General features: G+C 71.2%; 18 protein-coding genes and 1 riboswitch. Of the genes, 10 read left to right on the top strand and 8 right to left on the bottom strand.

The window, feature by feature from the left end; genetic code table 11:
- The first annotated feature begins 56 nt into the window (after window positions 1-56).
- Window positions 57-710, top strand: a complete 654-nt coding sequence (locus OG885_RS31610) for a class I SAM-dependent methyltransferase (RefSeq protein ID WP_405737669.1) — start codon at window positions 57-59, stop codon at window positions 708-710.
- A 6-nt stretch (window positions 711-716) separates the two neighbouring features.
- Here the strand turns inward: OG885_RS31610 and OG885_RS31605 are convergent, their stop codons facing one another.
- Window positions 717-926: a chaplin family protein gene (locus OG885_RS31605; RefSeq protein WP_405737668.1), complete on the bottom strand. Its 210-nt coding sequence runs from the start codon at window positions 924-926 to the stop codon at window positions 717-719.
- 118 nt (window positions 927-1,044) lie between these two features.
- On the opposite strand from OG885_RS31605, the gene OG885_RS31600 reads away from it, so the two are divergent.
- From OG885_RS31600 to OG885_RS31585, 4 genes are all read left to right on the top strand, one after another.
- Window positions 1,045-2,019, top strand: a complete 975-nt coding sequence (locus tag OG885_RS31600) for an N-acetylmuramoyl-L-alanine amidase (protein ID WP_405737667.1) — start codon at window positions 1,045-1,047, stop codon at window positions 2,017-2,019.
- 158 nt (window positions 2,020-2,177) lie between these two features.
- Window positions 2,178-2,978 carry a DUF5336 domain-containing protein gene (locus OG885_RS31595; RefSeq protein ID WP_405737666.1) on the top strand — a complete coding sequence of 267 codons (801 nt, stop codon included), beginning with the start codon at window positions 2,178-2,180 and terminating at the stop codon, window positions 2,976-2,978.
- 104 nt (window positions 2,979-3,082) lie between these two features.
- Entirely contained in the window at window positions 3,083-4,093 is a 1,011-nt protein-coding gene (locus OG885_RS31590; RefSeq protein WP_405737665.1) for an LLM class F420-dependent oxidoreductase, read from the top strand.
- A 42-nt stretch (window positions 4,094-4,135) separates the two neighbouring features.
- Window positions 4,136-4,426 (top strand): hypothetical protein, encoded by a 291-nt coding sequence (locus tag OG885_RS31585; protein ID WP_399965858.1) that lies wholly within the window; start codon window positions 4,136-4,138, stop codon window positions 4,424-4,426.
- A gap of 19 nt (window positions 4,427-4,445) precedes the next feature.
- On the opposite strand, the gene OG885_RS31580 is transcribed toward OG885_RS31585, so the two are convergent.
- The 3 genes from OG885_RS31580 to OG885_RS31570 are packed head-to-tail and all read right to left on the bottom strand — an operon-like array spanning window position 4,446 to window position 7,644.
- Entirely contained in the window at window positions 4,446-5,516 is a 1,071-nt protein-coding gene (locus OG885_RS31580; RefSeq protein ID WP_405737664.1) for a prenyltransferase/squalene oxidase repeat-containing protein, read from the bottom strand.
- The gene (locus OG885_RS31575) at window positions 5,513-6,247 is read right to left on the bottom strand and encodes a class I SAM-dependent methyltransferase (protein ID WP_405737663.1); all 735 of its coding nucleotides are present in this window, start codon (window positions 6,245-6,247) and stop codon (window positions 5,513-5,515) included. The genes OG885_RS31580 and OG885_RS31575 overlap by 4 nt, the downstream gene beginning before the upstream one ends.
- The gene (locus OG885_RS31570; protein ID WP_405737662.1) at window positions 6,241-7,644 is read right to left on the bottom strand and encodes a glycosyltransferase family 4 protein; all 1,404 of its coding nucleotides are present in this window, start codon (window positions 7,642-7,644) and stop codon (window positions 6,241-6,243) included. The genes OG885_RS31575 and OG885_RS31570 overlap by 7 nt, the downstream gene beginning before the upstream one ends.
- A 214-nt stretch (window positions 7,645-7,858) precedes the next feature.
- Between OG885_RS31570 and OG885_RS31565 the strand changes: the two genes are divergently transcribed.
- On the top strand, window positions 7,859-8,524 hold the full coding sequence (locus tag OG885_RS31565; RefSeq protein ID WP_405737661.1) for a TetR family transcriptional regulator: 666 nt from the start codon (window positions 7,859-7,861) through the stop codon (window positions 8,522-8,524).
- Between the two features lie 269 nt (window positions 8,525-8,793).
- On the opposite strand, the gene OG885_RS31560 is transcribed toward OG885_RS31565, so the two are convergent.
- From OG885_RS31560 to OG885_RS31550, 3 genes are read right to left on the bottom strand one after another with little or no spacing between them, the layout of a single operon-like run.
- Entirely contained in the window at window positions 8,794-9,657 is an 864-nt protein-coding gene (locus OG885_RS31560) for a tetratricopeptide repeat protein (protein WP_405742960.1), read from the bottom strand.
- Window positions 9,658-9,703: 46 nt separating this feature from the next.
- A complete protein-coding gene (locus OG885_RS31555) occupies window positions 9,704-9,937 on the bottom strand; it encodes a ferredoxin (RefSeq protein WP_405742958.1) in 234 nt (77 codons plus the stop codon).
- Window positions 9,938-9,945: 8 nt separating this feature from the next.
- A complete protein-coding gene (locus OG885_RS31550; RefSeq protein WP_405737660.1) occupies window positions 9,946-11,403 on the bottom strand; it encodes an aldehyde dehydrogenase in 1,458 nt (485 codons plus the stop codon).
- A 169-nt stretch (window positions 11,404-11,572) separates the two neighbouring features.
- Here OG885_RS31550 and OG885_RS31545 point away from each other — a divergent pair, with 169 nt between their 5' ends.
- Together OG885_RS31545 and OG885_RS31540 are read left to right on the top strand one after the other, a co-directional pair.
- Window positions 11,573-12,610 (top strand): MBL fold metallo-hydrolase, encoded by a 1,038-nt coding sequence (locus OG885_RS31545; protein ID WP_405737659.1) that lies wholly within the window; start codon window positions 11,573-11,575, stop codon window positions 12,608-12,610.
- Window positions 12,611-12,623: 13 nt separating this feature from the next.
- A complete protein-coding gene (locus OG885_RS31540; RefSeq protein ID WP_405737658.1) occupies window positions 12,624-13,094 on the top strand; it encodes a nuclear transport factor 2 family protein in 471 nt (156 codons plus the stop codon).
- On the opposite strand, the gene OG885_RS31535 is transcribed toward OG885_RS31540, so the two are convergent.
- A complete protein-coding gene (locus OG885_RS31535; RefSeq protein ID WP_405737657.1) occupies window positions 13,075-13,719 on the bottom strand; it encodes a phosphotransferase in 645 nt (214 codons plus the stop codon). The two genes, OG885_RS31540 and OG885_RS31535, sit on opposite strands and share 20 nt — an antisense overlap.
- A gap of 61 nt (window positions 13,720-13,780) precedes the next feature.
- Window positions 13,781-13,922: riboswitch (cobalamin riboswitch) on the top strand.
- 113 nt (window positions 13,923-14,035) lie between these two features.
- Between OG885_RS31535 and OG885_RS31530 the strand changes: the two genes are divergently transcribed.
- Both OG885_RS31530 and OG885_RS31525 read left to right on the top strand, forming a co-directional pair.
- Window positions 14,036-15,268, top strand: a complete 1,233-nt coding sequence (locus tag OG885_RS31530; protein ID WP_405737656.1) for a prenyltransferase/squalene oxidase repeat-containing protein — start codon at window positions 14,036-14,038, stop codon at window positions 15,266-15,268.
- Window positions 15,268-15,909: an SCO2322 family protein gene (locus OG885_RS31525; protein ID WP_405737655.1), complete on the top strand. Its 642-nt coding sequence runs from the start codon at window positions 15,268-15,270 to the stop codon at window positions 15,907-15,909. The genes OG885_RS31530 and OG885_RS31525 overlap by 1 nt, the downstream gene beginning before the upstream one ends.
- Window positions 15,910-16,051 lie beyond the last annotated feature (142 nt).

The following is a 16,051-nucleotide window of genomic DNA, read 5'->3' as shown; positions in this document are numbered from 1 at the left end:
ACGGGGGCGTGGTGCACCATGGGCGGCCATAGCCTCGTACGACCGAAAGGGACCCCATGAACGCCGCGGCCCCCAAGCCCGAGATCCTCGCAGCGTTCGAGGGCGCCAAGGGGTTCATGCCCACGCACGAAGGGCTTGCCCTGTACGAGGCGGCCGTGGACGCGGGGCGGCTCGGGCTCCCGCTCCTCGAAGTCGGGACGTACTGCGGGCGTTCCGCGATCCTGCTCGCCGATGCCGCCCGGGCGGCCGGGGTGACGGCGCTCACCGTCGATCATCACCGGGGCAGCGAGGAGCAGCAGCCGGGGTGGGAGTACCACGACCCGGAGACGGTCGACCCGGAGATCGGGCTGATGGACACCCTGCCGACGTTCCGCAGGACGCTGCGCCGGGCGGGCCTGGAGGATCACATCGTCGCCCTCGTCGGCCGGTCCCCGCAGGTGGCGAAGGTCTGGGGTGCTCCCCTCGGCCTGGTCTTCATCGACGGCGGCCACACCGACGAGCACGCGAGTGCCGACTACGAGGGCTGGGCGCCCCACGTCGCCGAGGGCGGCCTTCTCCTCATCCACGACGTCCACCCGGACCCGAAGGACGAGTTCACCGGCCAGGCGCCGTACCGGATCTATCTGCGGGCGCTGGAGTCGGGGGCGTTCACGGAGATCTCCGTCACGGACACCCTGCGGGTGCTGCGGCGGACGGGCGCGGGGATCTGAAACGCCTCAGGGCTGCACGTTGAGGTCGAGGTCGACCGGCGTCTGGATGACATTGCCCGTCCCGACGCCCGGCTGGCCGTAGACGTAGTCGACGGCGCAGGCATCCTCCGGCGGGGTGCAGGGGAAGGGCGCGGCCTGGGCCACGGGCGCACCCAGCACGACCGCCATGGTGACGCTGGTGAAGAGGCCGGCTATGACTCGCACATGTGATCTCATGGGCGATTCTCGGCATACCGGTCGGCCGTGAGCGACGCCGGTGTGCCGTTCGGATGAAACGACCCGGTCGGCCGTAGCCACTCCGCCTCGCCGCGGGCCCGCCGCTAGGGTGGCTGTCGTGTCGTACGTAGGCCCGGACTTCGATCCTCCCCAGCCCCGCCGTTCCAGGCGCCGCCCCCTCACGGTCGCGGTGGCCGCCCTCGTGCCGGGCGCGTTGCTCGGCTGGCTGGCGTACGAGGCGGTGGGCGGATCGGGCGGAGGCACCGAGAGCGACGCGGTCGGGACACCCACGTCCTCGTCCAGCGCGCCGGTCTCCCCCACGGCGGCGTCCACCTCCGCCCCCAGGTCGACGGACTCCACGGACGACGACAAGCCGAGCCCGAGCCCCACCCCATCCACCTCCACCCCCGCCGCGTCCGGCCCCCTCAAGGGCAAGGTCGTCGTCATCGACCCGGGGCACAACCCGAGCAACTTCCAGCACACGGCCGAGATCAACAAGAAGGTGAACATCGGCACGAACTGGAAGGAATGCGATACGACGGGTACGTCCACCAACTCCGGTTACACGGAGGCCAAGTTCACCCTGGACGTGGCCCACCGGCTGCGCACGCTCCTCGAAAAGCAGGGCGCCACGGTGAAGTTGACGCAGGACGGCGACCGGACGTTCGGCCCGTGCGTCGACGAGCGGGCCCGCATCGGCAACCAGGCCCACGCCGACGCGGTCGTCTCCGTCCACGCCGACGGGGCGGGCGCGGGCCAACGCGGCTTCCATGTCATCCTCCCGGGCAGCGTCCATGCCGGCGCCGCCGACACCCGCCCGATCGTCGCCTCCTCCGCGGACCTCGGCGAGCGCATCGCGGGCAACTTCGTCCGCGTCACGGGCAGCGCCCCCTCCAACTACGTCGGCGACGGCACCGGACTCGTCACGCGTAAGGACCTGGGCGGTCTCAATCTGTCAACGGTTCCCAAGGTGTTCATCGAGTGCGGCAACATGCGCGATACCAAGGACGCGGCACTGCTGACCAGCGGTGCGTGGCGGCAGAAGGCGGCGCAGGGAATCTCTGAAGGAATCGTGAGTTTCCTGCGCGGCTAGTGGATCCCGGGCTGATCCCCGGGGACAGCTTCGTCGGACGGACGATAAGGTCGTCTTTACGATGAGGGGCCACCCCCGCGCTTCACACCGGGGCCTGACGGCGACATGGTGACAGCGACGCCTCTTCCGACGATGAGACGACCTACGAAGGACCTGAAGTGAATATCCGCTCCCTCACTCGAGGCGACGGCGTGGTGATCGGAGCAGCGGTGTTGCTCTTCATCGCGTCGTTCCTCGACATCTACTCCCTCAATGGTTACAGCGGCGCTCCGAGCGCGTGGGACACCCTCGACACCGGCATGGGTATCTACATGGGTGGAGTCATCGGTGCCGCCCTGATCGTCGTCAACCGCATCCTGCCGCAGCCGCGCAAGGTCGCCGGACTGGATCTCGGTGTGGTCGGTGCGGCCTTCACGGTGCTCGTCGCATGGATCATGTTCTGGGCGCTGGTGGACGTCCCGGACGGCGTCGAGGCCGGTGCCGGTCTCATCCTCGGTTTCATCGCCGCGCTGGTTCTCGCCGGTGGCGCGATCGCCTCCCCGCTCGTCCCGGCCCTCAAGGGCGCCCTCCTCCCCGCCCCCGGCCCCCAGGCCCCCCAGCCCTACGGCGCCCAGCCCCCCGGCGGTTACGGCTACCCCGGCGCCGGTGCCCCGCAGCCGGGTCAGCCCTATGGTGGTCAGCCGCAGCCGACGGCCCCGTTCAACGCCGGTCAGCCCCAGCCGGGTCAGCCGCAGCCGGGTCAGCCGACGCCGCCGGCCGGGGACTTCTCCCCGTTCTGGTTCGCGGTCCCCGTCGCGCGCCCCCTCTTCGCGGAGGACGGCTCGCAGACGCCGATCGCCGAACTGGCGCCGGGCACCTGGTACCTGGCCGTCGAGCAGCGCGGCCCGTCCCTCGTGGCCCAGACGCAGGACGGCCGTCGCGGTGTCCTCCAGGACACCTCGGGCATCCAGCGCGGCTGAGCCCGCAAGACAATCAACGCACGGCCCCTCTCCCTTCCGGGTGAGGGGCCGTTGTCGTACAGTCGCCTACCGTTTCCGGTCTGACGTACCGTCAGGAGGCAGGCATGCGGCTCGGTCTCGCGCTCGGCTACTGGGGGCGTGGCCCCAACCCCGACCATGTGCCGCTCGCCCAGGAGGCGGAGCGGCTCGGTTATGACTCCGTGTGGACGGCCGAGTCCTGGGGCTCGGACGTCTTCACCCCGCTCACCTGGATCGCCGCCCACACCACAACCATCAAGCTGGGCACCGCTGTTGCCCAGATGGCGGCCCGCTCCCCCACCACCACCGCCATGCACGCCCTCACCCTCGACCACCTCTCCGGCGGTCGCATGATGCTCGGCCTGGGGCTGTCCGGTCCCCAGGTGGTGGAGGGGTGGTACGGGCGCCCCTTCCCCAAGTCTCCCCTCACCGCGACCCGCGAGTACGTCGACGTCGTACGCCAAGTCCTCCGACGCGAGGCACCTGTTGAGAAGGCAGGACGTTTCCACTCCCACCCCTACACCGGCCCCGACGCCACCGGCCTCGGCAAACCCCTCAAGCCCATCACCCACCCCCTCCGCCCCGACCTCCCGATCCTCCTCGGCGCCGAGGGCCCGAAGAACATCGCCCAGACCACCCGCATCGCCGACGGCTGGCTCCCCCTCTACTGGTCCCCGACCCGCCCCGAGGTCTACGAGGTCTCCCTCGCCGACGCCCCGGACGGCTTCCTCGTCGCCCCGATGGCCCAGGTCCGCGTCTGTGACGACGTACGCGAGGGTCTCCTCCCCGTGAAGACCATGCTCGGCTTCTACATCGGCGGCATGGGCCACGCCCGTCGCAACTTCCACGCCGACCTCATGGCCCGCATGGGGTACGAGGCGGAGGCACGCTGGATCCAGCGGCTGTTCCTGGAGGGACGCAGGGAAGAGGCCGTGCTCGCCGTGCCGGACGCCTTCGCCGACGAGATCTCCCTCGTCGGCCCGCGTGAACGCATCGCCGAACGGCTGGAGTTGTGGCGCAAGGGGCCGGTGACCGATCTGATCGCCCTGGCGCCGGACCGGCACTCGCTGCGGGTGCTCGCCGAACTCAACCGGTAGGCCGCGTGGTTTCATACGGGATTGAGCGGCAACCCGAGAGTCATGTCCCCTCGATATCGCGGTGCCAACTCGGCCGGCACGGTCATAGCGATCGTCGCCGACATCATGGCCCTCATCCTGGGCCTCTGGATTCTGATGTACCTGCTGGACGCGAACCGCGCGAACGACTTCGTGCAGTTCATCCATGACGCGGCGTTGTGGCTGGCGGGCTGGAGCCACGACCTGTTCACGTTCGACGAGGCGTGGGCCCGGGTCGTGGCGGGTTATGGTCTCGCCGCTGTGGTGTACCTGTTCGTCGGGCACGCCATCGCGAACCGCGTCCACCGCCACTGACCCGTACCGGCTGCTGTGCTCAGTCGCAGCAGTCCGGGTCCAGGCCCCTCGGCAACTGCTCCCCGCCGAACACCTGGCACGTGGCCTCGTCCCCGCCCAGCGCGGCGACGGCGAGCAGCAGCGATCCGGCCGTCCATGTCGTGAGTTCCCTCGGCCAGATCGCGTCGTCCTCGAAGACATAGCCCGTCCAGTACAGGCCCGACTCCGCGTCGCGCAGGTGCTGGATGGACTGGAGGATCTCCAGCGCACGGTCGGACTCGCCCATCGCCCAGAGGGCCAGGGCGAGTTCGGCCGACTCGCCGCCCGTCACCCACGGGTTGGGGACGACGCAGCGCACGCCGAGGCCCGGGACGACGAAGCGGTCCCAGTCCTTGTCCATACGGGACTTGGCCTCCGCGTCCGTCAACGCGCCGCCCAGGACGGGGTAGTACCAGTCCATCGAGTAGCGGTCCTTGTCCAGGAACCGCTCGGGGTGGCGACGGATGGCGTGCCGGAGTCCTCCTAGCGCCAACTCCCAGTCCGGCTGCGGCTCTTCGCGTTGCTCGGCGATCGCCAGGGCGCACCGCAGGGCGTGGTGGATGGAGGAGGAGCCGGTCAGCAGCGCGTCGTTCGTGAAGCTGCCGTCGTCCTCGCCCTTCCAGCCGATCTGGCCGCCGGGCTGCTGGAGCCGCAGCACGTACTCCATCGCCGCGTAGACCGCGGGCCACATGCGGTCCAGGAAGGTGTCGTCGCCGGTGGAGAGGTAGTGGTGCCAGACGCCGACCGCTATGTAGGCGACGAAGTTGGTCTCCCGGCCCCGGTCGGTGACGTCGTCGAAGGCGCCGTCCCGGTACGCCGCGTACCAGGAGCCGTCCTCGTTCTGGTGCCGGACCAGCCAGTCGTACGCCCGCCCCGCCGCCTCGTGTTCACCGGCCGCGTCCAGGGCCATCGCGGCCTCGGTGTGGTCCCAGGGGTCGAGGTGGTGGCCACGGAACCAGGGGATCGCGCCGTCCTCGCGCTGTACGGCGAGGATGCCGGCGACGGTCGCGGCGGCCTGCTCGGCGGTCAGCACCCCGGGCAGGACGAGGTGTTCTGTCCGGGGAGTGGTCACTTGGCGTCCACCCGCGGCAGGTGCGGCTTGGTCGCGTACGCCACGAAGCTCTTGCCGATCAGGGGGTTGAGGGCCTGTTCGGCGACCCGGGTCGCGAGCGGCTTCTTCATGATGTCCCAGACCAGGAGCTTGTGGTACGCCTTCACCGGCAGCGCCTTGTCGTTGTCGACGCCGAACGCGCACTTCAGCCACCAGTACGGCGAGTGCAGCGCGTGCGCGTGGTGGGTGCCGTACGGCTTCAGGCCCGCCTCGCGGATCTTCTCCAGCAGCTCGTCCGCCTTGTAGATGCGGATGTGGCCGCCCTCGACCTCGTGGTAGGCGTCGGAGAGCGCCCAGCAGACCTTCTCGGGGCCGTAGCGCGGGACGGTGATGGCGATCCGGCCGCCGGGCTTGAGCACCCGGACCATCTCGGCGAGGACGCCCTTGTCGTCGGGGATGTGCTCCATGACCTCGGAGATGATCACGACGTCGAAGGACTCGTCGGGGAAGGGCAGCGCGAGCGCGTCGCCCTCCATGGCCGTCGCGGTGGCGCCCTCGGGGGCCTCGCCCGCCTCCTTCATCGCCGCGAACCACTTCGCGACCTCGCGGATCTCCTCGGCGTTCTGGTCCAGTGCCACGACCTGGGCGCCTCGCCGGTAGCACTCGAAGGCGTGCCGGCCGGCTCCGCAGCCGAGGTCCAGGACTCGGTCGCCCGGGGCGAGCGGGAACCGGGAGAAGTCGACGGTCAGCACGTGGCCCTGCTTTCGGAATAGACACCGGTGTCACTGGTGGGGGTCGCGGACTCGACACCCGGGAAGGCCGCGGGGCGGCCGGGATTCGTGACCGCGGAGCGGGCGAGGGCCTCGCGGTACCTGGCCACCGTGCCCTCTGCGGCTCTGGCCCAGGTGAAGCGGGCCAGTACTCGCTCACGGCCCGCCGAGCCGAGGCGCGCTCTCAGGGCCGGGTCGCTCAGCAGTCGGCCCAGACCGGCGGCCAGCGCCCCCGCGTCGCCGGGCGGTACCGCAAGGCTCGTCTCCCCGTCCGGCCCGGCGACCTCGGGGATCGCTCCGCCGGTCGTGGCCAGCAGCGGCGTGCCCGTGGCCATGGCCTCCGCCGCCGGGAGGGAGAAGCCCTCGTAGAGGGAGGGGACGCAGGCGATCTCCGCCGAGCGGACCAGGTCGACGAGTTCGGCGTCCGAGATGCCCTTGACGAAGTCGACGGCGCCTTCGAGGCCGTACCGCTCGATGGCCTGGGCGACGGGTCCGTCCTCGGCGCGCTTGCCGACGACGACGAGGTGGGCGTCGGGGTGCTCGACGCGGACCTTGGCGAGGGCCTCGACGAGGTAGACGAGGCCCTTGAGCGGGACGTCGGCGCTGGAGGTGGTGACGATCCGGCCGGGGATACGGCGTACGGACGCATCCGGCTTGAACAGGTCGGTGTCGGCGCCGATGTGGACGACGTGGATGCGGTCGTCGCGGACGCCGAGGTGGTCGACGATCTCCTGGCGGGAGGTGCCGGAGACCGTCAGGACGGAGGGCAGCCGGCGGGCGACCCGCTTCTGCATCCGGGTGAAGGCGTACCAGCGGCGCACCGAGTAGCGGCGCTGCCAGCCCTCCGCCGCGTCCAGCTCCAACTGCCGGTCCACGGTGATGGGGTGGTGGATGGTGGTGACCAGGGGTGCGCCGATGTCGCCCAACAAGCCGTATCCGAGCGTCTGGTTGTCGTGGACGACGTCGAACTCGCCGCGCCGGGCGCGCAGATGGCGGCGGGCGCGGAGCGAGAAGGTGAGGGGCTCGGGGAAGCCGCCGGTCCACATCGTGCCGACTTCGAGCGCGTCGATCCAGTCGCGGTACTCGTCGCGCTTGGGGGTGCGGAAGGGGTCCGGGGAGCGGTAGAGGTCGAGGCTCGCGAGCTCGGTGAGCGACAGCCGGTCCTCCAGTCCCTCGTCGAGGACCGGGTAGGGCTGGGAGCCGATGACCTCGACGCGGTGGCCGAGGCGGGCCAGTTCGCGGGAGAGGTGGCGGACGTAGACGCCCTGGCCGCCGCAGAACGGGTTCCCCTTATAGGTGAGGAGTGCGATGTTGAGCGGTCGCTCGCCGTCCGCGGCCGGGCCCGCCTGGGACCCCGCCTGACTGGCCTCAGCGGTCACTCCGGGCCCCCTTCTCCCTGCTATTTCCCGCGAGGTTACGCCGGGACGCTAATCTAGAACAAGTTTCAGACTTGATCGTTCAAGAGGCTCTGAATCTACCGGCAGGTAGGGGCGGTGTGAGCAGTGGATCAGGTGATTCGCGCCACGGCCGAGGCCCCTGTCATGCTGTGCGATCATTCGCCCTCACCGACTGTCACGGAACGGGATCCGACCCATGCCTGCGCAAGCCAAGCCGCCGGTCAAACCGGCCAAGCCGGTCAAGGTGGAGGCCGGTGCCGCGCGGACCGACTCGCCGCCGCTCACCGAGCGGCAGGAGGCCCGGCGGCGCCGCATCCTGCACGCGAGCGCCCAGCTGGCGAGCCGGGGCGGCTTCGACGCCGTGCAGATGCGGGAGGTCGCGGAGTCCTCCCAGGTGGCGCTCGGCACGCTGTACCGGTACTTCCCGTCCAAGGTGCATCTGCTGGTCGCGACCATGCAGGACCAGCTGGAGCACATGCACGGCACGCTGCGGAAGAAGCCCCCGCAGGGGGACACGGCGGCGGAGCGGGTCGCGGAGACGCTGATGCGTGCGTTCCGGGCGTTGCAGCGTGAGCCGCACCTCGCCGACGCGATGGTCCGCGCGCTCACCTTCGCCGACCGCAGCGTCTCCCCCGAGGTCGACCAGGTCTCCCGGCAGACCACGGTGATCATCCTGGACGCGATGGGCCTGGCGGACCCCACCCCGGCCCAGCTCTCCGCGGTCCGCGTCATCGAGCACACCTGGCACTCGGCCCTGATCACCTGGCTCTCGGGCCGCGCCTCCATCGCCCAGGTGAAGATCGACATCGAAACGGTCTGCCGCCTGATCGACCTGACGGCGGCGGACACCAAGGACACCTAGGACGCACGGGAAACCTACGAGACGGGTTCCCTTCGCCGGGATGGTCCGGATCAGGTTCTGGGGGTCGCCTTCCGGCTCTGCTGCTGCCTTCCGGCCTCTCAGCCCGACCGTCGACGTCGGCACCGGCGGATGCTGTACTTCCGCGTCGCGCCAGAGTCGGCTACGCCGCTCGGACTCCCTCACTCGTCCCGTAGGCCACTTCCAGAATAGAACGCCCGAGCGGGAACAGAACCCCCCAATCAGGATAATTTTTCGCCGCCGCGCCCCTCCTACCCCACGGCCTCCAGCCCGCTCCAGCTCCCCCCGATCGCCGTCCCCGCCGACCACCGCTCCAGCAGCCGGCGCGCCTCCTCCGGCGGGGCCGCGAGGGAGAGGAGCTGGGCGCCCGCCTCGACGGTCCGGTGCTGTTCGTGCGTGCCCTCGCTGCAACAGGCGCACAGCATCCGGACGCTGCTCGCGGGCTCGGCGCCGTAGCCGTGCTCGGTGAACAGAGCGACCAGCGCCTCCAGGTCAGACCGTTCGCCCGCGGCGACCGTGACCTCCAGGGTGGGCAGTTCGGAGGCCGCGAACAGCAGCAGTTCGTCGAAGACGGGGAACGTCGTGCCGTCGACGATCCGTTCGCCGTTCGGTGCGCCGTCGTGGACGACGATCTCGCCGTAGCGCCGTCCGCCGGTGATCGGTACGTTGAGCACCCGGCCGCGGGTCGGACACAGCCGTTCGACCCATACGACCTCCTGCTCTCCGTCCGTGTCGAGCCGCACGCACGCGTGGCCGCCGGGGGCCTCGATCTCGCCCTCCCCGTCCGGGAGTTCGATGCCGAAGCCGGCCCAGGCGTCGCGGGCCACGGCCCACTCGCGCTGGATCGTCGCCGCGATGCCGAGGTTCCAGTACGCCGGGTCACCCTCCCCGCGCGGGGCGCGGGCGGCGGCCTCGCGCCCCAGCTCGTACGCCTTTGGCCAGTCGCGCAGGAACTTGTGGGCGAGCGCGGCGTCGTACCACCACACCGCGCTCGGCTCCTCGTCCGGGAAGTGGGCGAGGACCCGCTCGAAGAACTCGGCCGCGGCCTGCCACTCCTCGGCGTCCCACGCCTCGTACGCCTGCTTGATCAGCCGCTTGGCCTCGGACTTCTTCACACCCACCCCAACGATCCCCTGATGACGACCGCAGGAGCCTAGGCCCTCACTCCTCGGGCGGGAACACCGGCTCCCTACTGCCCAGCAGGGTGATCATGATGGCCTCGACCGGGCAGTTCTCGGCGGCCTCCAGGACCTTCTCGTTGGCGTCGGTCTCCGGCTCGACGGGGTGGGACTGCATGCCGGAGTCGAGCCGGAAGGCGCCCTGGGCGCGGTGGACGCACTGGGCCGAGCCGATGCAGAGCGAACGGTCGACCTCGACCTGCCAGCGGTCTCCCATGGCCGCGCTCACGCCTCCCAGCCGGCCGGGAGATGGATCATCTTGTGTTCGAGGTACTCGCCGTAGCCTTCCGGGCCGAACTCCCGGCCCAGCCCCGAGTTCTTGTAGCCGCCGAACGGGCCGAGCATGTCCAGACTGAAGGTGTTGACGTTGTAGGTGCCGGTACGGACTCCGCGCGCGAACTCGATGCCGTGCGCCACGTCGGCCGTCCACACGCTGCCGCTGAGCCCGTAGTCGGAGTCGTTCGCGATCTTCGCGGCCTCGGCCTCGTCACCGTACGGGAGAAGGCAGATGACCGGGCCGAAGATCTCCTCGCGGGCGATCCGCATCGAGTTGTCGACGTCGCCGAAGAGGGTGGGCTCCACGTACCAGCCCTTGTCCAGGCCCGGCGGACGACCGCCGCCGGTGAGGATCTTCGCGCCCTCCTCCTGGCCGATGCGTATGTAGTCGAGGTTGCGGCGCTGCTGGCGCTGGGCGACCAGTGGGCCGACCTGGGTCGCCGGGTCCAGCGGGTCGCCGACCACGAGGGCGCTCGCCGCCGCGGCGAAGGCGTCCGCGAACTCGTCGTAGCGGGAGCGCGGCAGGAGGATGCGGGTCTGGGCGACGCACGCCTGGCCGTTGTTCATCCAGGCGGCCGGAACGACCCCCGCGACCGTCGACTCCACGTCCGCGTCCGGCAGGACAACCGCCGCGGACTTGCCGCCCAGTTCGAGGGTGACCCGGGTGAGGTTCCGTGCCGCGACCTCCATCACGCGCTTGCCCGCCGCCACCGAGCCGGTGAAGGACACCTTGTCCACGCCGGGGTGCCCGACCAGGTACTCGCTGACCTCGCGGTCGGCCGGGAGGATCGACAGCACGCCTTCCGGTAGTCCCGCCTCACGCGTGATCTCCGCCAGCAGATACGCGTCCAGCGGTGACTCCGGCGACGGCTTGAGGATCACCGTGCAGCCGGTGAGCAGCGCGGGCGCGAGCTTGGCGGCGGCGACGAACTGCGGGACGTTCCAGGGGACTACGGCCGCGACGACGCCGACCGGCTCGCGGCGCACGAGGATCTTCCCGAGGACGCCGTCGCGCTGCTCCTCGTACGGGAAGTTCCGTGCGACGGTGATCGCCGCGTCCCACACCATCATCGCGCCGAGCGCCTGCGCGAGGACGCTCCAGGAGTACGGCGACCCGTTCTCGGACGAGATCACGCGGGCGATCTCCTCGTGCCGGGTGAGGATGCCGTCCTTGATGCGGGTGACGACCTCGATGCGCTCGTCGAGGGTCAGCCGCGGCCAGGGCCCCTCGTCGAAGGCGCGCCGGGCGGCGGCGACGGCGGCGTCCACGTCCGCCCGCGCGGCGTGCGGGACGCGTCCGATGACCTCCTCGGTGTGCGGGGAGATCACCTCGATGACGTCCTTGCCCAGGGGGTCCGTCAACTCCCCGCCGATGAACAGCTGTCCGTGTTCCACGAGCTCGGTCATGGCGACTGCCTCCCCGGGAGCTGACTCTGACGGTTCATCAGATATCGGAACTGATACCAGTTCCCTTCCGAGGAGTCCACAGACCGGCGGCGGCAGCTGAAGGATGACTTGGGCTCCCATCGAAACCCGTTCTAGTTATAGTGGCGGGAACGCGGAGACGGGGGAGCCCATGGCACAGGTCAGCCCACAGGTCACCGACCACGGCGGTGGCGTCCGCTCGATCCGTGTCCCCATCCCGGACAATCCGCTGGGCTACACGCTCGTGTACGTCGTCGACACCGACCGCGGCCCGGTACTGGTCGACACCGGCTGGGACGACCCGACCTCCTGGGACACCCTCGCCGCCGGACTCACGGCCTGCGGCACCTCGCCGGCCGCCGTCCACGGGGTGCTGATCACCCATCACCACCCCGACCACCACGGCCTGTCCGGCAAGGTGCGCGAGGCGTCCGGCGCCTGGATCGCGATGCACGCGGCGGACGCCGCCATCGTCCGCCGCACCGGCGAGACCCGCCCCGAGCGCTGGTTCGCCTACATGACGGCCAAGTTGGTGGCCGCGGGCGCCCCCGAGGAGCATGTGGCGCCCTTCCGCACCGCCCGCCCCCGCCGCCTCCCCGGCTTCTCCCCCGCCGTGCCGGACCGCGAGATCGTCCCCGGCGACCTCCTCCCCCTCCCCGGCCGCCGTCTGCGCGCGATCTGGACGCCGGGCCACACCCCGGGCCATGTCTGCCTCCATCTGGAGGAACAACATCCCGCCCAACTACCGGGCCAGGGACGCCTGTTCTCCGGCGATCATCTGCTCCCCGAGATCACCCCGCACATCGGCCTGTACGAGGACCCCGACGACGCCACCGTCACCGACCCCCTCGGCGACTACCTCGACTCCCTCGAACGCGTCGGGCGGCTGGCCCCCGCCGAGGTCCTCCCGGCCCACCAGTACGTCTTCACCGACGCGTCCGCCCGCGTACGGGAGTTGCTGGCGCACCACGAGGACCGGCTGACCGGGCTGCGGGCGCTGCTCGGCGAGCCGCTCACGCCATGGCAGGTCGCCGAGCGCATGGAATGGAACCGCCCCTGGGCCGAAATCCCCCACGGCTCACGGAACATCGCCGTCTCGGAGGCGGAGGCCCATCTGCGGCGCCTGGTGAAGCTGGGCCGGGCGGAGGCGGTGCCGGGGAGCGATCCCCTCACCTACGTGGCGGTGTGATCCCATCGCGGGTATGGACCCTCTGGAGCGACTCCTCGCCGAACGCGCCTGCGAGCGCCTGATCATCGACTTCGTCCACCGTCTCGACCTCGGCGAACCGGGCTCGGTCGCCGGGCTGTTCACCGAGGACGGCTCCTGGGAGTGGCCGCTCCCAGAGGGGGACGGGCGGCGGTCCGTGGGCCGGGAGGCGCTGCGCGCGTACTTCGCCTCCCGTCCCTCCGACCGCCTCTCGCGCCGGGTGATGTCCAACATCCTCGTCACGGTGACGTCCCCGGACAGGGCGACGGCGACCTCGTACTTCACGACGTACCGCGTCGACGGCCACGAGGGCGGCCAGGGCCCCGTCCCGCCGGGCCCGCCCGTCCAGGTCGGGCAGTACGAGGACGAGTTCCGCAGGTCGGCGAAGGGCACGTGGCTGCTCGCGTCGCGAAGGCTGCGGCTGCCGTTCGGCGGCCCGACTCCGGTCAGGACAGGAACGTCCTGACCAACTCCTCGGCGGCGCCGAGCAGTTCGGTCTCCCGTCGGCTCATCGTCGGATTGACCGCCCGCCGCCCGCGCGCCTCGACGAGCCCCTCCTCCGTGAGCGCGGACGGGTCGGCCAGTAGGGCGGCCAGCATCGCGCGCGCCGGCCCCGCGATCGGCTCGTCCCCGACGGCGACCTGGGCGAGGATCACCGCGGACATGCCCCAGTCGAGGCCGGGGTCGCCCTCCTCGGCATTGGCCCAGTCGATGACGTAGGGCCCGTCGGCGGTGAGCATCACGTTGTCCGGATGCAGATCCAGGTGAACCACCCGCCCCGGCACGGCATGCAGCCGCCGCAACAGCCCCGCCAGCATCTCCCCCGCGTCCCGCGCGTCGATGCGCCCGGCCGCGAACGCCGCCAGCATCGTCGGCCCGTGCAGCCGCTGCATGACGAGGTCGGACCGGGAGGAATCCGCTGTCCGCACCCGGGGCACCGGATACCCATGGGCCCGCACCCGCTCCATGACGGCGGCCTCGGCCAGCGCGTCCGCGTACCCCTCCCGGTCGCGCCGCAGCACCCACGCGTCGTCGATCTCATAGACGTCGGACGCCCGCCCCGAGCCGATCAGTCTCCCCGTGATCTCCACGCCGCCGAACCTATCCCCCGGTCGGGAGCGCCTCACAGGAGCCCCTCAGCCGGTTGTTTACGGGCGGGTAGAGTGGCCGCGTCGTCATCACACCCGTACGGGGGGAAGCCGGTGCAATTCCGGCGCTGACCCGCAACCGTGAGCCTCCGAGGCCCTGCCTCCCGGGCAAGCCGGATCGCCCCGCGCGGAGCAGTTGACCGGCTCACGCGCACCGGCATCCGGCCGGTGCACGGCACCGTCGAGGTCTACGGGGCCGAGCCGCCCGGGGTCTCCCCGCGCTGCCCGGCTCCCTTGCAGGGAGAGGCATCCGCCGATCATGAACGTCCGCCGCAGCGCCGCGGTCCTGGCCGCCACCGCCGTGATCGGCACGGCCACCCCGGCCATGGCCGCCGATCCGTCCACTTCGCCCTCGCCTTCGGTGGCGATACCCGACGGGTTGTACGGGGCGGGCGACCCGACGTACGACGGGGTGTGGCGGCAGTCGCTGACGCTGATGGCGCAGACGGAACAGTCCGTCGACCCCGCCGACAAGGCCGTCGACTGGCTGGCCGGCCAGCAGTGCGCCAACGGCGCCTTCCCCGCCTTCCGCGCCGACACCACCAAGGCCTGCGACGCCAAGGTCATGGTCGACACCAACAGCACGGCCGCCGCGGTGCAGGCCCTCGCCGCGACCGGCGGACACGAGGACGTCCCCCGCAAGGCCGTCGCCTGGCTGAAGTCCGTGCAGAACAAGGACGGCGGTTGGGGCTACACCGCCGGCGGAGCGAGCGACGCGAACTCCACGTCCGTGGTCATCGGGGCGCTCACCGCCGTCGGCCAGCAGGCCGCGAAGGTCCAGAAGAACGGCAAGAGCCCCTACGACGCCCTGCTGGACCTCGCCCTCCCCTGCACCGGGACGGGGGCGGGCGCCTTCGCCTACCAGCCCGACAAGAAGGGCGGGCTCACCGCCAACGCGGACGCCACGGCGGCGGCGGTGCTCGGCGGGCTCGGCGAGCAGCAGACGAACGTCCACAGCGACGACGACCGGGCGAGCCAGTCCTGCGAGAAGCCCGGCGACTCCGAGCAGGCCGCCCACAACGGCGCCTCCTACCTCGCGAAGACGATGGCCAAGGACAAGTACCTGAAGTCGGCCCTGCCCGGTGCCGAGGACCAGCCCGACTACGGCAACACCGCCGACGCGGTCGTCGCCCTGTCCGCCGCCGACTTCCACGCCGAGGCCACCGCGTCCGTCCACTGGCTGGAGGCCAACGCCCTGAAGTGGGCCGCGCAGACCGGCCCGGCCGCCTACGCCCAGCTCGTCTTCGCCGCCCAGGCCGGTGGCCTGAACCCGCGTGAGTTCGGCGGCAAGGACCTGATCGTCCTGCTGAACGCGACCGGCCCGACGCCGGAGCACGTGCCCGGCCCGAAGGAGGGACGGGCGACCGGCGCGACCGAGTCCGACGACAGCGATGACGGGCTGTCCGTCGCCTGGACCGTCGGCGGCGGTCTCCTCCTCGGCGCCCTCATCGGCTTCGCCCTCATGCTCCGCGGCCGGAAGCGCCGCCAGTGATGCGCCGCGTCGCCGCCCTGCTCCTGACGGCGTTCTGCCTCCTGGCCCTCACCGGCCAGGCGGCCCACGCCGCCGGTTACCGCTACTGGTCCTTCTGGGACCGCACCGGCACGGCTTGGACCTACGCCACCCAGGGCCCCGCCACCGCCGTCCCCGCCGACGGCGACGTCCAGGGCTTCCGCTTCGCGGTGAGCGAGGACTCGACGGACGCGACGAAGCCCCGCGGCACGGCGTCGTTCGCGAAGATCTGCGCGAACACCCCCGCCGACCCCGGCAAGAAACGCGTGGCCCTGGTCCTCGACTTCGGCACACCGACGGACGCCCCGTCGGGAGAGACACCCCCCGCGCTCCGCACGAAGTGCGCGGTGGTCCCGGCCGACGCGACCACGGCGGAAGCCCTGGCCACGGTGGCCAAACCCCTGCGCTACGACACCAACGCCCTGCTGTGCGCGATCGCCGGGTACCCGGAGACCGGGTGCGGTGAGCAAGTGGCGACGGGCAACAAGAACACCTCGGCGAAGAAGCACAACACCAACAACGACTCCGGCCCATCGGTGGGCCTACTGACGGGCGCCGCAGCGGTGGCAACTTTGGCCGCGGCGGCGATATGGCAGGCAAGGCGCCGCAGGAATGCACGCTAACCCGCCCCAGCCCCCGGACGGCCGCGCCACCGAGGCGGCGCCCACCCCACAACCCCCAACTGCGGACAGTCACACCGCCGGAGCGGCACAGGCAGGCGCAGACCACACCCTAGCTGCGGGCAGTCGTGCCGCTGGGGCGGCA

Source organism: Streptomyces sp. NBC_00028, from assembly GCF_045041065.1.
Classification (GTDB): Bacteria; Actinomycetota; Actinomycetes; order Streptomycetales; family Streptomycetaceae; genus Streptomyces.
The sequence above is the reverse complement of the archived record's forward strand: the minus strand, read 5'-3'. Positions and strand labels throughout refer to the sequence as shown.

Excerpts from the sequence above, each read along its gene's own strand:
- OG885_RS31610 (WP_405737669.1), top strand. The coding sequence starts at position 57 with ATGAACGCCGCGGCCCCCAAGCCCGAGATCCTCGCAGCGTTCGAGGGC.
- OG885_RS31605 (WP_405737668.1), bottom strand. The coding sequence starts at position 926 with ATGAGATCACATGTGCGAGTCATAGCCGGCCTCTTCACCAGCGTCACC.
- OG885_RS31590 (WP_405737665.1), top strand. The coding sequence starts at position 3,083 with ATGCGGCTCGGTCTCGCGCTCGGCTACTGGGGGCGTGGCCCCAACCCC.
- OG885_RS31585 (WP_399965858.1), top strand. The coding sequence starts at position 4,136 with ATGTCCCCTCGATATCGCGGTGCCAACTCGGCCGGCACGGTCATAGCG.
- OG885_RS31565 (WP_405737661.1), top strand. The coding sequence starts at position 7,859 with ATGCCTGCGCAAGCCAAGCCGCCGGTCAAACCGGCCAAGCCGGTCAAG.
- OG885_RS31555 (WP_405742958.1), bottom strand. The coding sequence starts at position 9,937 with ATGGGAGACCGCTGGCAGGTCGAGGTCGACCGTTCGCTCTGCATCGGC.
- OG885_RS31550 (WP_405737660.1), bottom strand. The coding sequence starts at position 11,403 with ATGACCGAGCTCGTGGAACACGGACAGCTGTTCATCGGCGGGGAGTTG.
- OG885_RS31545 (WP_405737659.1), top strand. The coding sequence starts at position 11,573 with ATGGCACAGGTCAGCCCACAGGTCACCGACCACGGCGGTGGCGTCCGC.
- OG885_RS31540 (WP_405737658.1), top strand. The coding sequence starts at position 12,624 with ATGGACCCTCTGGAGCGACTCCTCGCCGAACGCGCCTGCGAGCGCCTG.
- OG885_RS31530 (WP_405737656.1), top strand. The coding sequence starts at position 14,036 with ATGAACGTCCGCCGCAGCGCCGCGGTCCTGGCCGCCACCGCCGTGATC.
- OG885_RS31525 (WP_405737655.1), top strand. The coding sequence starts at position 15,268 with ATGCGCCGCGTCGCCGCCCTGCTCCTGACGGCGTTCTGCCTCCTGGCC.